Below are 19,377 nucleotides of genomic sequence, written 5' to 3'. Positions count from 1 at the left end.
AGAGGTGAGCGAGGCGGCCTCCGGAAGAAGGCCACCGCGTCCAGCGATCAGGGCTTCCATCGGCCCTCGATCGTGACCAGAGCCGGATCCACCGCCTTCAGCGGGGCGGTGTAGGTATAGGTCAGCGCATCAATGGGCTGGCCCGGGATGCGGTTGGTCGCCTTCAGGAAGCCGACGATCGCCGCCATGTCGTCGACATAGGCCTGATCCACTTTCGAATTGAAGCTGTAGTCGGCGAGCAGCACCTCGTTCATCTCGGTCGGCTGCTTCTGGAAATCCGAGAAGATCTTGATCACCTCCGCCTTGTTGGCGGGGTCGGCGACATAGGCCTGCGCCTTGAGCAGCACCTTGACCAAAGCGTTCGCCGCATTCGGGCTCTTGCGCACCCAGTCCTGCGAGGCGACCCAGATCGTGCGGTTGTTGGAGACCGGGGCGGCCTCGCCCTTGTTCTTGGCGAAATAGCTGGTCGTGCCGCTATGGACGATCCTGGCGCCCTGCTCCTTGACGGCGCGGTAGGGGAAGGGCTCCCAGAATACCATGCCCTGGATCTCGTTGCTGGCCATCGCCGCCATCGCTTCTGGTGGAGCGAGGTTGACGGTCTTGATCTTGCTCGCATCGAGGCCGTAGCGCTTGGCGACATTGTCGAGCAGCGCGCCGGAGGTCGAGCTCACCAGCAGGCCGAGCTTGACCTTGTAGAGGTCCTCCGGGTTCTCGACGCCGGCATCCTTGCGGACGACGATCTTCTCCAGGCCGTGGCTGACGGCGTTGGTGCCGAGGATCACCACCGGCACGCCGTTATGCGCCATCGAGACCGGCGGCAGGTTGCCGGGCGTCCAGAGCTGGACCTGGTCGGCGAGCAGGGCTTCGCCGGCGAGATTGCCGGAGGCGAAGGTCTTGAACTCGACGGTCTTGAAGCCGGCCTCGGCGAACCAGCCCTTTTCCTTCGCGACGATGTGAACGAGGAAGGGCAGGTCCGGCCCGATGCTGATCGAGAGCTTGTCGGTCTCGATCTTCTGCGCCGTCGCCGGCAGCAGGCCGGCCAAAGTCAGCAGCCCGGCGAGCGCCGCACTGCGCAACTGCGTCGAAAATGCCTTCATGTGAACCTCCCCTTCTTGGTTTTGGATAATCGCCTCTAGCTGCCGTGCCAGCGGCCGACCCAATGCCGGATCGCCATGCCGATGGCCGCGTCGGTCAGGAGATTCAGGGCGCCGATCAAAAGGATGCCGACGATGATGACGCCGACCGATCCGCCGGCGTTGCGCTCGGCGATGATCATGTAGCCGAGGCCCCTGTCGGCCGCGATCAGCTCGGCGGCGACGAGCACGCCGAAGCTCAGGCCCCAGCCGATGCGCAGGCCCGTCGCCAGGTCGGGCGCGGCCGCGGGGATCGCGACGCGCAGGAGCAGCGGCACGCCCGAAAGGCCCATGGTCTGGCCGGCGCGCAGCAGCATCGGGTCGACGCCGCGCATGCCCTGATAGGCGGCGGTGACGACCGGGAAGAAAGCGCCGAGGAAGATGATGAAGAACTTGGAGGGCTCGCCAAGGCCGAACCAGATGATGGCGAGCGGAATCCAGGCGAGCGGCGGGATCGGCCGCAGCAGCTCGACGAGCGGGCTCACGATCAGCCCGAAGCGGCGATACCAGCCGGCGAGGACGCCGACCACGACGCCGGCGAGCGCCCCGAGGGCAAAGCCGGAAAAGACCCGGGCCAGGCTCCAGGACAGGTTCTCGCCGAGTTGGCGCGCCGTCAGACGCTCGGCGGCGGCTGCAATGGCGAGCGACGGGCTCGGGAACACCGCCCTGTCGATCAGGCCCGTGCGCACCGCAGCTTCCCAGAACAGGATCACAGCCAGCGTGCCGATGACGCCGAGGGCAAGGTCGTTGCTACGAAGCGCGCTCCCGCTCATCGCCGCACCTGATCGAGATTGCCGGCCCAGGGCATGAGGACGCGCTCGAGTCCGGCGAGCCCGCTGGAGATCAGGAAACCGAGCAGGCCGATCACCAGCATGCCGACGATGGTGATCTCGCTGCGATAGAAGGTGCGGGCTTCCATGATCAGGGCGCCCAGGCCCTGGATCGTGCCGATCATCTCGGCGCCGACGATGACCATGAAGCCGACGCCGAGCGCCATGCGGGCGCCGGCGAAGATGCGCGGCAGCGCCGCCGGCAGCACGACCTCGCGATAGAGTTCCGCGCCTTGCAGCCCGAAGGAGCGCGCCGCCCTCACCAGCACGGGATCGACGTAGCGGACGCCGGCGATCACGTTGGACAGCATGGTCCAGAAGCAGCCATAGCCGATCAGCACGACCTTGGTCAGCTCGCCCGCGCCGAACCAGACGATGACGAGCGGCAAGAGGCTCAGCGTCGCGACCGAACGGCAGAACACGATGAGTGGCGCGCTCAGCTTGTCCAGCACCGGCAGCGCGCCGATCAGCAGGCCGAGCGGCACGGCGAGCAGGATGGCCGCGACATAGCCCTGCAGCACGCGCCAGATCGTCACGCCGGCATGGGTCCAGAGCGAGACGCCGGTCGGGAAGCCGGTGAGCGACAATTCGACGAGGCCGCGGGCGATCTTGCTCGGCGGCGGGAACTGATAGGCCTTGAGCAGGCCGTAGCCGACGGCGAGCTCCCAGGCCGCAAGCAGCACGGCGATGACCGCGAGCGAGCTGGCGGCGCGGGCGAGCCGGGCGCTCATGACGACAATTCGCTCCAGATCTCGTCGTAGAGCGCGTTGAAACCCGGCTCGATACGGGAGCGGGGCCGTGGCATCGGCACCTCGAAGATGCGCTGGATCCGGCCGGGATTGGGCGCGAGCAGGACGATGCGATCCGACAGCATCAGGGCTTCGTCGATCGAATGGGTGACGAAGACCACGGTCTTGCGCCTGACTTGCCAGATGCGCAGCAGCTCCTGCTGCAACTCGATGCGGGTCAATTCGTCGAGGGCGCCGAAGGGCTCGTCCATCAGCAGGATCTGCGGATCGAGCGCGAGCGCGCGGGCGATCGACACGCGCTGCTGCATGCCGCCCGACATCTCCCGCGGATACTTGTTGGCGGCCGCCTCCAGCCCGACGAGGCGCAGCAATTCGAGGCTGCGCTCGCGACGTTCCTCGCGCGGCAGGCCCGCCTTGCGGAAACCGAAGGAGACGTTGCCCAGCGCCGTGAGCCAGGGGAACAGCGCATGCTGCTGGAAGACGACGCCCTGCCCCTGGCCGGGGCCGGTCACCGGCCGCTCGCCGATCGATATCCGGCCGGAGGTCGCAGCATCGAGGCCAGCGACGATGTTGAGGAGCGTGGTCTTACCGCAGCCGCTGCGGCCGATCAGGGAGACGAACTCGTTCTCGGCAATGTCGAGGTCGATGCTGTCGAGCACCGTGAGCTCGCCGCCCTGGCGTGCGGCGAAGGCCTTGTGCACGGCCTCGATGCGGATGAAGGGCGACCGAGCCGGATGGCCTGCCCGAGGCGTCGCGTCTGGCTCGCATATCGAGACATTGCCGGCGCAGCTCATCGGCACTCCTCCCCCGGTCTTGGAGCCGGCCCTGAGGTCAGGCTAATGCAGGGAGATAAATTGTAAAGTGCAATTTGTATTTCAGTGCGTATGATGCTGCTCAGCGAGTCGAAACCGGTATCTCCGGTTGCAGCGCGCTGGTGGCGATTGTATGCGGCCAGGACGCTTCGGCGCCGTCGCATCGGGAGGCTGTCGAGGGGAACCCATGCGCAACGGATCGGCGAACATCGTCCTGAAGACGCTCTCCGAGATGATCGAGCAGCTCGATGATGGCGCCCGCCTGCCTACCGTGCGCGACCTGATGAAGAAGCATCAGGTCAGCCAGGCGACCGTGCAGGAAGCGCTCGAGCATTTGAAGGGCGAGGGCCTGCTGGTCTCGCAGGTCGGGCGCGGCACCTATGTCACCCGCGGCGGCGCGGGACGGGCCGGCGAGAATGACCGCGGGAGCGGACTCGACAGCCTTCTGATCCTGTCGAACGCCAGCATGAACGAGCGCTGCGCCCTAGTGCAGAACTACATCGTCGAGGAGATGTCGCGGCAGGACGCCAAGGTGGTGCAGATCTCCTATCACCATACCGACCATCTGCTCGAGATCCTCAATTCGATCCCGAATTTCGACGCGGTCGTGCTGCAGTCGCATTACGAGAGCATCCCGATCCGCCTGCTGCATCTGCTGCAGCAGAAGGCGAAGGCGCTGGTCGTCGACGGCCATACCGTCTCCGGCGTCGATATCGACCGCATCGGCACCGACTGGGAGGATGCGCTGGAGATGGCACTGCGCCAGCTCGTCGATCTCGGGCACCGCTCCTTCGGCCTGGTTTCAATCAACACTATGGCCCAGCCGATCCTGGCGGCGCGCCGCGCCTTCGGCCGCCATGCGGCTATCGAGCGGGGCCGCTTCAGCTTCCATCCACCGATCGTACTCGAACGGGTCCAGCACCCCAGCCACAGCGTGCTCGATGCGGTCGCAGACACGCTGACGCCACTCCTGTCCGAAGATGGCAGACTGCCGTTCACCGCGCTGCTGACGCTCGGCATCTCCGATACGCTGGGCGTCACCCAGGGCCTGCAACGACTCGGGATCGACTGGCCGAACGATCTGAGCGTGGTCGTGCTTGGCCACCGCGACGTCCCGAGCGAGCATCTCGGCGTGATGACCATCGCAGGCAGCTCGCAGCGCAAGGCGGCGGAGAAACTGGTCGAGACGATCAGGCGGCGGATCGAGCAGCCGCAGCTCTCGCCGCAGATCGTCTACCTCCATTGCGACCAGGTCGTGCGGGGCAGCACCGCGGCGCCGAAGCAACCCTGACGGCCTCGCCAGAGGTACATTGCAATATATATTGGACCGCGCTAGCGTGCCCGCCGACAAGAACACTATGCGGGTGGGAACGGCATGCTTGGCGAGCGCCTTCCGGTGAGGCTGTCACCTCTGGCCTCCAAGGCCGGGGTCAGGTCGTTTTACGGCGACCTGCACAATCACTGCGGCATTTCCTACGGCCATGGCAGCCTCGAACAGGCGCTGAAGCGGGCACGCCGGCAGCTCGATTTCGTCTCGGTGACCGGCCATGCCTATTGGCCCGACATGCCGGTTGACGATGCCAGCGTCGCCCATATCGTCGACTTCCACGTCAAGGGCTTCGCGCGGCTGGACAGGCTCTGGCCGGGGCACTTCGCGACGCTCGCCGCAGCCGACAAGCCCGGCCGCTTCACCGTCTTTCCCGGCTATGAGATCCACTCCTTCGCGCATGGCGACTACACGATCGTCTATCGCGACCTGACGCCGCGCCCGATCCTCAAGGCCGACAGCCCGGCGGAGCTGAAGCCGATGCTGAGGGCCGAGGCCGGCGCGGGTGCCTTCGCCTTCCCGCACCATATCGGCTACCGGCTCGGCGCCCGCGGCATCAACTGGGCCTCGCTCGATCCGGAGCTGTCGCCGGTGCTGGAGATCGTCTCCATGCATGGCTGCTCAGAGACGTCCGTGATGGACCGGCCCTTCCTGCATTCCATGGGCCCGAGCGACGGCCATTCGACCGTGCGGCACGGCCTCGATCTCGGCCACCGCTTCGGCTTCCTGGGCAATACCGACCATCACAGCGGCTATCCCGGATCCTACGGGCACGGCCGCTCCGTGGTCTATGCTGGCAGCAATGATCGCGACGACCTCTGGGATGCGATCATGCAGCGGCGCACGGGCGCGCTGACTGGCGACAACGCCCATCTCTTCTTCACGCTCAGCGGGGCGATGCCGGGCGGCGAGGTCGAGGCCGGCGCGGACCCGACTCTCAGCCTCGAAGCAGTCGCGCCCGGGCATATCGACTATATTGACGTCATCCGGAACGGCGCGCTGGTGCGGCGCGTCGTGCCGGACGTCGAGGCATCCCCGATCGATGGCGACAGCGCCGGGCTGGAGACGATCGTCGTGCTGGAACTGGGCTGGGGCGCCCGTGGCAAGCAGCACCGCTGGAGCGGGTCGCTGCGGGTCGAGGGCGGCGAGATCCTCTCGGTCGAACCGCGCCTGCGCGGCAACGAAGTCGTCTCGCCGCTCGAAGGCGACGCCGACGGGCAGGATGAGGACGAGGTCTCGCTCGACGGAAATCGGATCGGCTTCTCGATCACGGCATCGTCGAACCCGAACAACATGACGCCGGCGATGCAGGCGATTGCTGCGCGCGTGCGGCTCGGCAGCGATGCCCGCTTCGTGCTCGACGCCAACGGCCAGCATTTCGAGGCGACGGCGGAGCGCTTGCTCGGCGGGGCGCTGGCGGCCAATCTCGGCCCTATCGACAGCCCCGCTTTCAGGCTCTTCCCCCTGCCCCGTCCGCATCAGTGGCAATGGCAGGGCCGGATCACGCTCGAACCGCTGCGGTCCGGCGACTGGGTCTATGTCCGCATGCGCCAGGCCAACGGCCAGTGGGCCTGGGCCAGCCCGGTATTCTGCCGCTGAGGGCGCGCGAATGCGGGAAGACAGTTAAGCTGACGGCAGACTGACGTGGAACGGTTTCGCAGGGAGGATGACATGAGCTTCGACTTTCGCTTGCCGCGACGCGATCTCCTGAAGGGGATGGGCGCCACCGGCCTCGGCGCTGCGCTCGGCACCGGCGGCATCCGCCCGCTCTACGCCAAGGGCCTCGCGCCGATCACCATCGTGGTGAACCAGTCGCCCTGGTTCGCCAGCTTCCGCCGCACGGTCGAGGCCTATGAGGCGGCGACCGGCAACAAGGTCGAGCTCGACGTCAATCCCTTTGCCGGCTCGCTGGAGAAGCAGCGCAACTCGGTGCGCGCGCAGCGCGGCCAGTACGACATCCTGATCATGAACTCGGGCTGGTTCACCGAGATGTATGCCGGCGGGTTCCTCGATGCGATCACCGACATCGACCCCGGATTCAAGCTCGATCCGGAGATCTACACGCTCGGCGACACCATCTACTACAACGCGCAGAAGAAGACGGTGACGGCCGACGGCAAGCTGATGTCGCTGCCGGTCTCGCCGCTGATCCCGCTGCTCTATTATCGCGGCGACCTCTACAAGCAGGCCGGGCTGTCGGCGCCGAAGACCTTCGCCGAGCTCGAGGCGAATGCGGCCAAGTTCCACAAGCCCCCTGGCATGTACGGCATCGTCCAGCGCGGCGCCCGCGGGCCGCATACCGTCGCCTACGACTTCTACCCCTACCTCTACGGTTTCGGCGGCGGCATCTTCAAGGACCAGTCGGCCGGCGATTATTCGGTGACGCTGAACTCGCCCGAGGGACGCGCGGCGCTCGACTACTACATCCGGCTGGCGCGCACCGTTGGCCACCCCAAGACGGCCGCCTCCGACCAGGCCGAGGTGATCCAGGCGATGGTGACCGGCCATGCCGCGCATATCATGATGGTGATCGCCGCCTGGTCGCAGATGGACGATCCCAACAAATCGGCCGTCGTCGACAAGATCGAATTCGCGCCGCCGCCCTCGCAGCCGGGATTGCCGACAGCGCCGGGCCTCGGACACTGGCTCGCCGGCATCTCGCGCAACGTGCCCGATGACCGCAAGCGCGCGGCGGTCGAGTTCCTGCGCTGGTTCCAGACCAAGGACGCCCAGATGGAGACGGCGAAGGCCGGCGGCATCCCCGTCCATGCCGCCGTCTACAAGGATCCGATCGCGCAGGAGCGCAAATATCGCTGGATGAAGCCGCTGGCAGAGGCCCTGCCGCATGCGGTCAACATCTACCAGTTCCCCGAGGCCAACGACGTCATCGCCGTGCTCGAGATCGGACTCAACCGGGCCGTGGCCGGCGAGATCACCAGCGTCGACGCCCTCAACGGCATGTCCGCCGAGATCCACAAGATCATGGAGAAGTACTCCTACAAGACCGGCGGGCTCCAGCCGCTCAAGTGACATCCGGGCGGCAAGGGGATCGAGGCATGGCGGGAGTCGCGGCAAAAGGCGATGCGCAGGGCATCGCCGGACAGACGGAGAGTGCCGACCAGCGTCTCTGGCGCTGGCTGACGCTTGCCCCTGCCCTGGTGCTGCTGCTGGCGCTCAGCATCATCCCGCTCGTCGGCCTCATCCTCACCAGCTTCCAGAACGTCGCCTGGGCCGAGGGCCGGGCGGTGCGCAGCTGGGCCGGGTTCGACCATTACCGCGCTTTGTTCAGCGATGCGCTGTTCGGCGCCGGCCTCTGGAACACCGGCCTGTTCGCGCTCGGGGCGGTGACCGGACAGATGCTGCTCGGCTTTGGCCTCGCACTGCTGGTCAGCAAGGTCAGCCGTGCGCGCGTGCTCTACCGGACCATCTTCATCCTGCCGATCCTGATCCCCGGCATCGTCATCGGCGCGATCTGGAAGCTGATGCTCAATTTCGATTTCGGGCTGGCCAACCAGGTCCTCGGCCTTGTCGGGCTCGGCCCGGTCGACTGGCTCGGCGACGGCCGGATCGCGCTGCTCTCGGTCATCATGGTCGATATCTGGCACTGGACGCCGTTCTGCTTCCTGCTCTTCCTGGCCGGGCTCGAATCCCTGCCGCAGGACGTCTACGAGGCCACCAAGATCGACGGCGCCAATGCCTGGCAGGAACTGCTCCATGTCACCCTGCCATTGATGATGCCGACCATCATCGTCACCTTCGCCTTCCGCCTCGTCCTCGCCTTCAAGGTCTTCGACGAGGTCTATCTCCTGACCAAGGGCGGGCCTGGCACAGCGACGGAGGTCATCAGCTTCACGCTCTACCAGCGCTTCTTCACCGAGGACAAAGCGGGCTACGGTTCGGCGATGTCGGTGACGGTGATCTTCCTGGTCTGCCTGCTGCTGGTGGTCGCGCTGTCGGCGCGCCGCCGCTCGGAGGGCCGGGCATGAGCGGCCGATCGGTACGCGCCTCATCCGGCTGGTCGATCCACGCCGCCTTGTTGATCTGCGCCGCGATCGTGCTGGTCCCGGTGATCTGGACGGTCGCCGCGGGCTTTCGCACCCAGATCTCACTGCTGATGGGCGAGGTGACCTTCTCGCCGGTCCTCTTCAATTTCCACGAGGTGCTGTTCTCCAAGACCTCGGAATTCCTGGTCAATTACCGCAACTCGATCATCGTCGGCGTGGCCAGCACTGTGCTCTGCGTCGGCGCCGCGACGCTGGCCGCCTTCTCGCTCAACCGCACGCGCTGGCGGCGCTGGGTGGTACAGGTCTTCCTGGCCTGGACGCTGGTCTTCCACATGATCCCGCCGGTAGCGCTCGCCAGCGCCTGGTTCACCATGCTGCGCACTGTCGGTCTGGAGAACAGCTTCACCGGGCTGATCCTGGCGCATGCGACGCTCAACCTGCCGATGGCGATCTGGCTGATGAGCGTCTTCATCCGCGAGGTGCCGAAGGAGCTCGAAGAAGCCGCGCTGATGGATGGCGCGACCACGCCCATCCTGCTCTGGAACGTCGTGCTGCCGGTGATCGCGCCCGGTCTCGCCGCGACCTCGGTCCTGACCTTCGTCTTCTCCTGGAACGAGTTCGCGGTCTCGCTGGCATTGACGATGAAGCAGACCGCGACAGTCCCCGTCGCGATCGCCAAGTTCGCCCAGGAATTCGAGATCCAGTACACGCAGATGGCGGCCAGCGCTGGCCTTGCGATGCTGCCGGCTCTGATCGTGATGCTCTTCGCCCAACGCTACATCGTCAAAGGCCTGACCCAGGGCGCCGTGAAATAGCGCCCTGCCAGCGAAGCCGAGCCGGGAGACCACTGTGAAGGCCGTATTCGTTCTCTTCGATTCGCTGAACCGCCACATGCTCGGCTGCTATGGCGGCAAGCGCGTGCCGACGCCGAATTTCGACCGGCTGGCGCGCCGGTCGGTGAGCTTCGACCAGCACTATGTCGGCAGCCTACCCTGCATGCCGGCGCGGCGGGACATGCTGACCGGGCGGCTCACTTTCCTGCATCGCAGCTGGGGCCCGCTCGAACCCTTCGACAACGCCTTCCCGGAAATCCTGCACAAGGAGACCGGGACCTACAGCCACCTGATCACCGACCACTTCCATTATTGGGAGGATGGCGGGGCGACCTACCATAACCGCTACGATTCCTACGAGTTCGTGCGCGGGCAGGAGGGCGATCGCTGGAAGGCGATGGTGCAGCCGCATTGGGAACGGCTGCGCGAGAAATACCATGCGCGCCAGTTCAGCGACGCCCGCCGCAGCTATTTCGGCCAGAACATCATCAATCGCGAGTTCATCAAGGAAGAACAGGATTTCCCCTCGGTGCGCTGCTTCGCCGAGGGCTTCGACTTCCTCGAGCGCAACAAGGACGCCGACAACTGGCTGCTGCAGATCGAGACCTTCGATCCGCACGAGCCCTTCACCGCGCCGGCCCGCTTCAAGGAAGCCTTCGACACCGGCTGGAACGGCCCGATCCGCGACTGGCCACGCTATGGCCGCGTCGACGAATTGCCGGCGGAATGCGAGGAGCTCCGCGCCAACTATTACGCGGTCGTGGCGATGTGCGATGACCTGCTCGGCCAGATGCTCGACTGGTTCGACGCCAACGACATGTGGAAGGACACCGCCCTCGTCGTCACCACCGACCACGGCTTCCTGCTCGGCGAGCATGACTTCTGGGCCAAGAACCGGATGAACCTCTATGAGGAGGTCGCCCATATCCCGCTCTTCCTGCACGACCCCCGCCACCCCGAGCGCGACGGCACGCGCTCGCAGGCGCTGAGCCAGTCGATCGATCTTGCGCCGACCTTCCTCGATTTGTTCGGCGCCACGCCGCCGGCCGAGAACGAAGGCATCTCGCTCTGCCGCATGGCCGACGGCACCGCGCTGCGCGACGGCCTGCTGTTCGGCTATTTCGGCGGGGCGGTGAACGTGGCCGACGGACGCTACACCTATCACCGCTTCCCTGAGGACCTGTCGAAGCAGGAACTCTACCAGTACACTCTGATGCCGACGCACATCTTCTCGCCCTTCTCGACCGAGGAGCTGGCGGGCGCGACGATCTCGCCGCCGCTCGGTTTCACCAAGGGCGCGAACCTGCTGAAGGTACCGGTGATCGAACGCTCGCCGATGTACAATAACTACGGCCCGGGCGGGCTGCTGGAATCCGAGACGCGCCTCTACGATCTCGCGACCGATCCAGGACAGGAAGCACCCCTGAACGATGCGGCCACTGAGGCGCGGCTTGCGGCTCTGATGCGACGCCTGATGACGGCCAATGGCGCGCCGCCCGAAGCCTTCGTCCGCATCGATCTTGCCCCGGACTCTGGCGGCTGACGATGCGCAAGCCGGCGACCTTCCCACGCCATCTCGCTGCCGATCCCCGGCAGTTCGCCAGCGTGCGCCGCATCGTTCTCTCCGACGGGCCCGAGGCCGGCATCGAGACCCTCGCCTTCTCGACCGGCGGCGGGCTCGATTTCTGGGTCACTGTCGGGCGACTGATGGACATCGCGACCTTGTCCTGGCGCGGCGTCCAGCTCGGCTGGCAGAGCCCCGCGGGCTTGCGCCGCCCCGATACCGGTCCGGCCGACAGGGAGCGCCGCTTCAGCACCGCCTTCGGCGGTTTCCTCAACACCTGCGGCTTCGATCATATCCGCCAGCCGGCCGACGGGAGGCCCCTTCACGGCTCCGCCCCGTTCACTCCGGCGCGGCTCACCGCCTATGGCGAGGACTGGGACGCCGCCGTGCCGATGCTGTTCTGCGAGGGCGAGGCGATCTGCTGGGCCCATGGCGGCCTCGGCTATCGCCTGCAGCGGCGGATCGAGGCGCCGATCGGCGGCAGCTCGCTCAGCCTCCGCGATCAGGTGACGGTGATCGGCGCCGAGCCTGCCCCGGTCATGGCGCTCTACCATTTCAATCTCGGCTATCCGATGATCGAAGACTGCACGGTCGAGCTCGACGGGGACCGCCTGCTGGGGCCGCTGTCCGTGCCAGAGGACGCGATGGTGCCGGCTTCCTTGCATCCCGCGACCAGTGCCCAGGCAAGCTGCAGCGTGCACGGCCAGGCGGCAACCGTCACCTTCCGCTGGGACGCCGTCGAACTGCCCTTTCTGCAGCTCTGGCGCGATTTGCGGCCGGGCGCCGGCGTGATGTCGATCGAGCCCTGTTCGATCGGGCGCCTGGACGACGGGCGCAACGCCCCCTCGCCTCTGCTCAAGCCGGGCGGCAGCCGCCTCTTCGCCATCGACATCGACGTGGCCGATCTTCGGTGAAGCAGCGGTCCTCTCGGGTCCGCATGACGCATCGACGGCCGTCGATACGATCGCGCGCCCCGGACCGCCAGCGCTCGGCCAGCCGAAGAGCCTCCTCGTCTCAGCGACGGCCGCTTGCAGCCCGGTCCTGATGCCCATGGGACAGGAACTGCATGAAAGCCGGCGGGATCTCGATATAGCCGAGTGCTTCCTGGCGGATATCGAAGTCCGCGATAGCCTCAGTCAGCAGCTCGAACTCGCGCTCGCCGTCAGAGCCTATCGAGGACGAGAGCAACTGTGCAGCTCGCAGCACAGCAGCCTTCCGCTCTTCATAAGACGAGATCATCACGGCGTCGGCGTTCGGCATGACACCACCTCATCGCTACGCAACTCACAGCCACCACGCTAGCGACCAAATCGCTGGAATACGAGTCACTTATTGATGTTGACTATCCGGCAGCACTCAGAAGCGCATGCCGAGGCGGGCGTTGACGGCGTGGTCAGTGGCGCGCGCGGCGAGCTGACCATCATAGGAGAGCGCGAGTTCGGCGCCCGGCGCCACGGTCAACGACAGGCCGGCGCCGACAACGAGCGCGTCGCGTGCGATCGGAACGCCGGCGATCGAGAAGGGCGAGCCGCCAGCGAAGCCCTGCAGCGACAGCGGCGTGATGTCGCCGGCCGCGCGTCGCCAGCCGAGCGTGGTGTCGAGCCGCGCCGGCAGGCTGCCGAGATCGAAGCGCATCTGTGTCCGCAGGCCGAGCGTGGCGAAGGCGACGGCGCTCGGCTGGGCCCTTGCCGAGAGCGCGGCGACGCCGCCGGTCTCGGTGAAGGCGTCGCTGCGCAGGTGGACATAGGCAAGATTGGCGAAGGGCTCGAACGCGGCCGGCCCGAGATCGACGCGATAGGCGATCTCTCCGAAGGCCTGGAGGCTGCGCGCCCCATGACTGGACGAGAGCTGCTCGCCGAAGCCGGGGAAGGAGACGCTGCGCCGGGTCAAAAGCTCGTGCCAGGCATGGCTGATAGCGCCGGTCAGGCGCCAGCGATCGAAGCGGGCTCCGCCATAGAGGCCGAGATGGTAGGTGTCGGCCTCGCCGCGCGACATCCGTCGCGCCACCGCGAAGGTTGAACGCGAATAACCGGCGGTGATGCCGACCCTGGCGTCCTGCGCCGCCGCGATGTCGAAGCCTGCGGCGAGCCCATTGCTCGAGCGCGTCAGCGCGGCGGCATTGCCATCGCCACGCGTCTGGCCCCAGGAGCCGAAGCCGCGCGCCCAGAGCGCGAAACTCTCCGCTGGCGCCGCCGCGATCGCTCCCTTGCTGGAAGCATAGGCCAGCGTCGCGATGCGCGGCGCGCCGATCCCGTCGAAGGCCGCGCGGATCCGGTCGGATACGGCCCCGCGCAGCATCTGGCTGCCTTCGATCAGTACCGTCTTGGCCGAGGCATGGACCTCGCCCGACAGGCTGTCATAAGCCTGCCGGGCCGCGTCTTCGTCGCGTAATTGCGTGAAGCTCAGCCAAAGCGGATTGGCCTCGCCCAGGCTCTCCAGGCCGAGCGCCGTCTGCGCCTGGTTGCGCGTCCGGGCGATCGCGGCGAAGGCCAGGTCGTTGCGCAGCAGGGTCAGCGTGACGCTGTCGGCGCCGTAGTCCAGCGACGGATCGAGGAAGAGATAGCGCGAGCTGACCTCGTCGAAGCGGCCTTCGACGCCCTGGCTCGCCGTCAGGATGGTGTAGCGCTGATTGGCCCAATAGGTGCCGTCCTCGCCGATATGGAGCACCGAGCCACCGGACAGGCGCGCCTTGCCGCTGGCGCGGATCAGGTCGCTGGCGCGGCCGTCCGGGCTGACCTCCACCTCATAGGTCGAACCTGCGGCGAAGGTGATGTCGCCGGCGACGGTGAGGGTTCCGATCGAGTTGCCTGGCGCGATCGTCGCGCCGGACTGGATGGTTGTGGAGCCGACGGTGCCGCTGCCCTGCAGCCGGGCGCCAGCCTCAACCTCGAGCGCGCCGCCGAGCGCGCCGTTGACGACGAGCGTGCCGGCCGAGACCGTGGTCGAGCCGGAGAAGCCGGAGCTGTCGCCGGTCAGTTCGAGCGCCCCGCCGCCGGCCTTGGCGAACCGGCCCGTTCCCGCGAACACGCTGGCGATGCTGGCATCGTCGCGCTGGTCGAACACGACCATGCCGTTGGTGGTGACGTTGCCGGAGATGGAAGCCGCGTTGCCGACGAGCGTGCCGGCCGCGACGATGGTGTTGCGATAGGCGTTGGTGCCGGTCAGCGTCAGCGTGCCGGCACCGGTCTTGATCAGGTCGCCACCGCCATAGACGCCGCCGCTCAGGGTCGCGTCGTAGCCGTTGCTATCGATCGTGCCATCGCCGATCAGCAGCACGGTGCGGTCGGTGCTGAACGAGGCGCCGAAGCGCAGCGCCCCGCCCAGGAAGGTGATCGCCGTCCCGCCGGCGCCGAGATTGCCATCGTTGCCGACCTGAAGGGCGCCGGCCCGGATCAGCGTGCCGCCGGAATAGCTGTTGTTGCCGGTCAGGACCGTCGTGCCGGTCCCCGCCTGCACGACGCCGCCGGAGCCGGAGATCGCGCCGGCGAAGCTGTAGTCGTTCGCGCGGTTGAAGCTGAGGATCGCATCGTTGACGACATTCCCGGCAAGCTCGCCGGTGCTGCCGCCATTGCCGATCTGCAGCATGCCGGCCGCAATCGTCGTGCCGCCGGCATGGCTCGCACTGCCGGTCAGGACGAGCGTGCCCCAGCCATCCTTGATCAGGCTGCCGCTGCCGCTGATCGATCCGCCGAGGGTGAAGGTGGTGCCGGCATAGGTCTCGATCGTGCCGGTGCCGGAGAGCGTGATGGAGCGCCCGCTGGTGATGTCGGCATAGGTGGCGAGGCGGCCGCCGCCGTCGAAGGCGATGCTTGAGCCGGCAGCGCCGAGATTGGCGTCGGCGAGGATCGCCAGCGTGCCGTCGCGGATCACGGTGCCGCCGGCATAGCTGCTGGTCCCGGTCAGCAGCAGGGTTCCCGAACCATCCTTGAGCAGGCGCCCGGCGCCGGTGACGGTGCCGGCGTAGACGCTGTCCGAAGCTTGATCGACGGTGAGATCGGCACTCCCAAGTGCAATCTCACCGCCGCTGCCGGCGAGGAAGCGCATCGTGAGGCCATGGCCATCGAGGTCGAGCCTTCCGCCGGTCAGGACCCAGTCGGTCATCACCGGCAGGGCGCCGGCACTGCCGGCCCGGAGCGTGCCGGCCGTGATCAGGGTCCCGCCCGACCAGCTGTTGGTTCCGGTCAGCAGCAGCGTGCCGTCGCCCGCCTTGATCAGCCCGCCGGCACCGGCGAGCGTGCCGGAGAGCGTCAGCGTCGTGCCGGCATCGGTCGCGATCGCGCCGGTGTCGCGCAGCGTGACGGTGCGGGCCGAGCCGATGTCGGCGGTGGTGTGGAGCGTGCCATTGTCGAGGGTGAGCCCGCCACTGCCTGCACCGAGATTGGCGTCGGCCGAGATCTGCAGCGTGCCGCCCGAGATGATGGTGCCGCCGCTGTAGCTGTTGACGCCCGACAGGATCAGCGTGCCGTCGCCGGTCTTCTCCAGCCCGTCCGTACCGGTGATGCTGAGCGCGATCGTCGCGGTCTCGCCGTCGAGCACGCGGATCTCCGGCGTGGTGATGACGATGCCACCATTATTGTAGCCGTGCAGGTTCAGGCTGCCGCCGGCGCCGCCGACCAGCGTATAGCTGCCGCCGACGAACTGCAGCCCGACCGCGCTCTGCTGGCCGTCGACGGTGATCGTGCCGCCGGGCCCGCGGAAGACACCATAACCACCGCCCCATTGCGTCGCCGCGACGCCGCCCAGATCGAACCAGTTCGCATTGCCGGCAGTCCAGGTGCCCGAGCTGCCGCCGGCCGCCGTCGTGCCCCAGAGCTGCAGGATATTGAGGCCGTTCGGGGAGACCAGGAGATCGACCTTGCCGTTCTGCGTGGTGTCGAGGTTGTAGGAATAGGCCACCGGCGTCGTGTCCGGGCTCGTTCCCCCGGCGAGACCATTGTCCGTCAGGCTACCGGTGTAGGTGAAGATGCGGTGATAGCCGATCGCCGGCATCGCATTGCTGGCCAGGTTCAGCGTGCCGCCATTGAGGACGAGATCGCCATTGACCCGCGTCGTCGTCGAGCCCGGCGAGGAGGCCGTGTAGCCGCTGATGCGATAGTCGTAGTTGCTGCCGAAATTGAGCGTCAGCGTGCCGTTGACGACAAGCGAGGCGGCATCCGATGGCCTGATCGTGCCGCCGGCATTGGCGGTGAGGTCACCATTGACCCTCAGCGACGTCTTGCCCGACGGCGCAAGCGTGCCGCCACTACCGACCGTTGTCGCCCCGATCGAACCCTCGCCCTCGACCCGGCCGGCATTGGCAATCACGACCGTGCCGCCAAGGCGTGCCGTATCGGCCATGCGCAGCGTGGCGCCCGACACCGCCGTCGCCCCCGAGAAACCCGAGCTGTCGCCGGTCAGGATCGTCACGCCAGACAGAACGCTGATCGTCCCCGCGCCGGCACCGTCGCTGAACAAGGAGGCGTCGAACCGATAAGCGCTGTCTGTATGGTTGAAGACCAGCGCGCCCGTGCTGGCGATCCTGATGCCAGCCGTGTTCAGGCGCCCCGATGCTGCCGCTGCCGAGCCGGCGGCCGCCCCTATGTTGAGGGAGCTTGCCCCTCCATAGTTCTTGAGCGCGATGAAATACTTGCCGGTGTCGACCAGGCCGCCATCGGACACCGTCACGGACGCTGAACGGCCATCCCTTCCAGAGAGCACGACTGCTTCGTCGCCGCGATAGTGGGCATCGGAATTGACCGCCGCCAAGACCGAGCCGGCGCCGGTGACGATGACATTGCCCGCCACGCCGACCGTATCGCTCTCGACCCGCGCGCCGGCGGAGACGACCAGCCTGCTGTCGCTGCCGACGCCGATATCGGCATCGACCGCATAGCTCCAACCGCGCCGCACCGTCCAGCGCGAGCCGGCGCCGGTGACGACGACGCTGGAAGCGGGTGCGCCGGACTTTGCTCCGATGGCCGCATAGCCATAGCTGTCGAGGCTCGCGCCGTCGGCAATCGTGACATCGCCGGTCCCATCGAGCCCGATGACGAGCGCCGAGTAATTGTCCCAATGCGAGCCGGAGCCGGTAACGACGACCGTGCCCCGGGAGCCCGCCTCCTTGCCGACGAATGTGTAGATGCCCAGATCGGGACGGAACAAGGTGAAGCCGCTGGCGAAGGACGCGCCGTTCGCAACTGTCAGTGAGCCATCGCCCTTGTCGCCGATGGTGACCGGCACCGCATTGGTCCATCTGGCGCCTGAACCCGACATCCTGACCGAAGCGCGTGAACCGGCCTCGGTTGCAATGCTCCCGGCAGTGCTTGCCGCGAGCTGAGCGGTTCCAGTCAGGACGAGTTCGCCGTTCTCGACATTGATCGTCCGGAAGCTGGCCGTGCCAGTGACGGTCCAGGTGCTCGCGCCATCCTTCTCGAATGTGCCGAAGCCTTGAGTCGCGCCGCCCAGCGCGGCGAAGTCGAAACTGGCGTTCTGCCAGCCGCCGAGGACGAGCGTGTTCGGATTGCCGTCGTTACGGGCAAGGACGACATTGCCGAGGAACTGGTAGCCCGCCTGCAATTCCAGCGTATTGCCACCACCCGAGAGGTTGATGGCGTCCGAATGTGAGCCGTCTGCATTGAGGCCACCTTCGATCCGGCCGGCCGCCACGACCCTGACGCCAGCGCCGCCCGAGACGCCCCGCCCGCCGCGCCCCGCTTGCCCGGCCGATCCACTCTTCGGTGGGATATCGTTATACGAGCCATATCCTGCTGCGCCGGCCGCGCCAGCGGTACCACCCTTGCCGCCGGTCACGAGCCCGCCAGCCTGGACCTCGATGCTGCCGCCCGCACTCAGGACGACGCCGTCGCCACCATTGCCGCCATATCCGCCATTGCCCCCATCGCCGCCGTTCTTGCCGCCACCGCCCGTGCCGCCAGCCCCGCCGGCCCCGCCATCGCCGCCGCGGATCGTGCCCTGGTTCTGGACGATGATCGGGCTCGTTCCGGCTGCATAGACGCCGGCGCCGCCATCGCCGCCATAGCCGCCGCTGCCGCCGTAATAACCGTCCCCGCCATCCATGCCCCAGGTGAAGCAGGGCAGGCCCGGCGGGCAGTTCTGGCCGATCACGGAGCCGGCGCCGTCACCGCCAGTCCCCCCTGTCCCGCCGGCTCCACCCTGGCCGCCGCCGATGCCGGACCTGACGAGGAGTTCGCCGGATTGCAGCTGGACGATACCGATCCCGCCGCCGCCACCGCCGCCGCCTCCACCGCCCGCCCCGCCATAGCCGGAGCCGGGAATGAGGCCGACCATGCCATCGACGCCCGCGCCCGCCTTCCCGGCTGCGCCACCGTCCCCACCCCTGCCGCCGGTCACAGGCGCCGTGAGGAAGGTCGCGTTCGTATCGCTCAGGATCGCGCCGGTCCCGCCGCCGCCACCGCCGCCGCCGCTGCCGCTGTCATGCCCCCAGATGCCGCCGAAGGGCTGGCCGTCGTCGCCCTTTCCTCCCGGCTTGCCAGCCTCGCCGGCACCGCCGGTGAAAGATTGCCCACCCGGCAGCGGCCGGCCTTCCGGATTGCCGGTCCAGCCCATGAAGCCGACATTGCCAGACGCACCGCCATCGCCACCGCCCTTGGCGTGCGCGCCGCTGCCGCCTGCCCCGCCATGGCTTCCGCTGGCGTTGCTGACCCTCTTGTCGTGATGGGCGCCGCCGCCACCACCGCCGCCGCCACCGGAGGAGACGTTCGAGCTGCCGCCGGCTCCGCCGCCGACCGGCTTGCTGACACCGTGGCGACCACCCGTGCCACCGCCACCCAGCGATTGTGCTTCGGCTCCGAAATGCACCATCAAGGTGGCGAGCAGCACTCCACCTGCCAGCATCCCGGCAAGCGCCGTGGACGAGCGCAGCGTAACGCAACTCTCTCGTTTGGGGGCCAAGGCCGACCTCGCTGCGACTTCCGTCATGGCCAGGCCATCCGCACTGCTCCGAGCTTCGGCTTGCGGCGCGGATTCAGATCTCTGACGGCGGTGGCGGCAAAGCAGCATCGGCAGTGCGGGCATCTCGATCGGCCCCGCAATGATTTCGCGGCCCCGCCGCACCGCAAGCGGATTTCGACGAATGGACATGCCGGTTCGACGAACAGCGCCTCTG

The 19,377-nt window shown here is 67.4% G+C and carries 13 protein-coding genes; 7 read left to right on the top strand and 6 right to left on the bottom strand.

All coding sequences use genetic code 11. The annotated features are described in order from the left end of the window. Positions 1-47: 47 nt before the first annotated feature. Genes VGV58_RS04370 through VGV58_RS04355 form a run of 4 tightly spaced genes read right to left on the bottom strand, consistent with a single transcriptional unit; the run spans position 48 to position 3,506 of the window. Complete coding sequence (locus tag VGV58_RS04370; protein ID WP_326872757.1) at positions 48-1,097, bottom strand: ABC transporter substrate-binding protein; 1,050 nt, start codon at positions 1,095-1,097, stop codon at positions 48-50. 35 nt (positions 1,098-1,132) lie between these two features. Then, positions 1,133-1,906, bottom strand: a complete 774-nt coding sequence (locus VGV58_RS04365; RefSeq protein WP_326872756.1) for an ABC transporter permease — start codon at positions 1,904-1,906, stop codon at positions 1,133-1,135. After that, positions 1,903-2,694: an ABC transporter permease gene (locus tag VGV58_RS04360; protein ID WP_326872755.1), complete on the bottom strand. Its 792-nt coding sequence runs from the start codon at positions 2,692-2,694 to the stop codon at positions 1,903-1,905. Before VGV58_RS04360 ends, VGV58_RS04365 begins: the two co-directional genes overlap by 4 nt. After that, positions 2,691-3,506, bottom strand: a complete 816-nt coding sequence (locus tag VGV58_RS04355) for an ABC transporter ATP-binding protein (RefSeq protein WP_326872754.1) — start codon at positions 3,504-3,506, stop codon at positions 2,691-2,693. Before VGV58_RS04355 ends, VGV58_RS04360 begins: the two co-directional genes overlap by 4 nt. 205 nt (positions 3,507-3,711) lie before the next feature. Here VGV58_RS04355 and VGV58_RS04350 point away from each other — a divergent pair, with 205 nt between their 5' ends. The 7 genes from VGV58_RS04350 (at position 3,712) to VGV58_RS04320 (ending at position 12,166) form a co-directional block, all read left to right on the top strand. Next, positions 3,712-4,815, top strand: a complete 1,104-nt coding sequence (locus VGV58_RS04350) for a GntR family transcriptional regulator (RefSeq protein ID WP_326872753.1) — start codon at positions 3,712-3,714, stop codon at positions 4,813-4,815. 105 nt (positions 4,816-4,920) lie between these two features. Then, positions 4,921-6,450 (top strand): CehA/McbA family metallohydrolase domain-containing protein, encoded by a 1,530-nt coding sequence (locus tag VGV58_RS04345; RefSeq protein ID WP_326872752.1) that lies wholly within the window; start codon positions 4,921-4,923, stop codon positions 6,448-6,450. 72 nt (positions 6,451-6,522) lie between these two features. Continuing rightward, complete coding sequence (locus VGV58_RS04340) at positions 6,523-7,881, top strand: extracellular solute-binding protein (RefSeq protein ID WP_326872751.1); 1,359 nt, start codon at positions 6,523-6,525, stop codon at positions 7,879-7,881. Positions 7,882-7,907: 26 nt separating this feature from the next. Next, positions 7,908-8,837, top strand: coding sequence for a carbohydrate ABC transporter permease (locus VGV58_RS04335; protein WP_326872750.1), 930 nt, complete (start codon positions 7,908-7,910; stop codon positions 8,835-8,837). Then, on the top strand, positions 8,834-9,670 hold the full coding sequence (locus VGV58_RS04330) for a carbohydrate ABC transporter permease (RefSeq protein WP_326872749.1): 837 nt from the start codon (positions 8,834-8,836) through the stop codon (positions 9,668-9,670). The genes VGV58_RS04335 and VGV58_RS04330 overlap by 4 nt, the downstream gene beginning before the upstream one ends. A gap of 34 nt (positions 9,671-9,704) precedes the next feature. Beyond that, a complete protein-coding gene (locus VGV58_RS04325; RefSeq protein ID WP_326872748.1) occupies positions 9,705-11,231 on the top strand; it encodes a sulfatase in 1,527 nt (508 codons plus the stop codon). A gap of 2 nt (positions 11,232-11,233) precedes the next feature. Next, positions 11,234-12,166, top strand: a complete 933-nt coding sequence (locus VGV58_RS04320) for a DUF4432 family protein (protein ID WP_326872747.1) — start codon at positions 11,234-11,236, stop codon at positions 12,164-12,166. A gap of 100 nt (positions 12,167-12,266) precedes the next feature. On the opposite strand, the gene VGV58_RS04315 is transcribed toward VGV58_RS04320, so the two are convergent. Further along, complete coding sequence (locus VGV58_RS04315; protein ID WP_326872746.1) at positions 12,267-12,512, bottom strand: hypothetical protein; 246 nt, start codon at positions 12,510-12,512, stop codon at positions 12,267-12,269. 96 nt (positions 12,513-12,608) lie between these two features. Further along, positions 12,609-19,106 (bottom strand): autotransporter domain-containing protein, encoded by a 6,498-nt coding sequence (locus VGV58_RS04310; protein WP_326872745.1) that lies wholly within the window; start codon positions 19,104-19,106, stop codon positions 12,609-12,611. Between the last annotated feature and the right edge of the window lie 271 nt (positions 19,107-19,377).

The organism is Allobosea sp., from assembly GCF_035944895.1.
Classification (GTDB): domain Bacteria; phylum Pseudomonadota; class Alphaproteobacteria; order Rhizobiales; family Beijerinckiaceae; genus Allobosea.
Note: the sequence above shows the minus strand (reverse complement) of the source record. Positions and strands in the feature narration are given on the sequence as shown.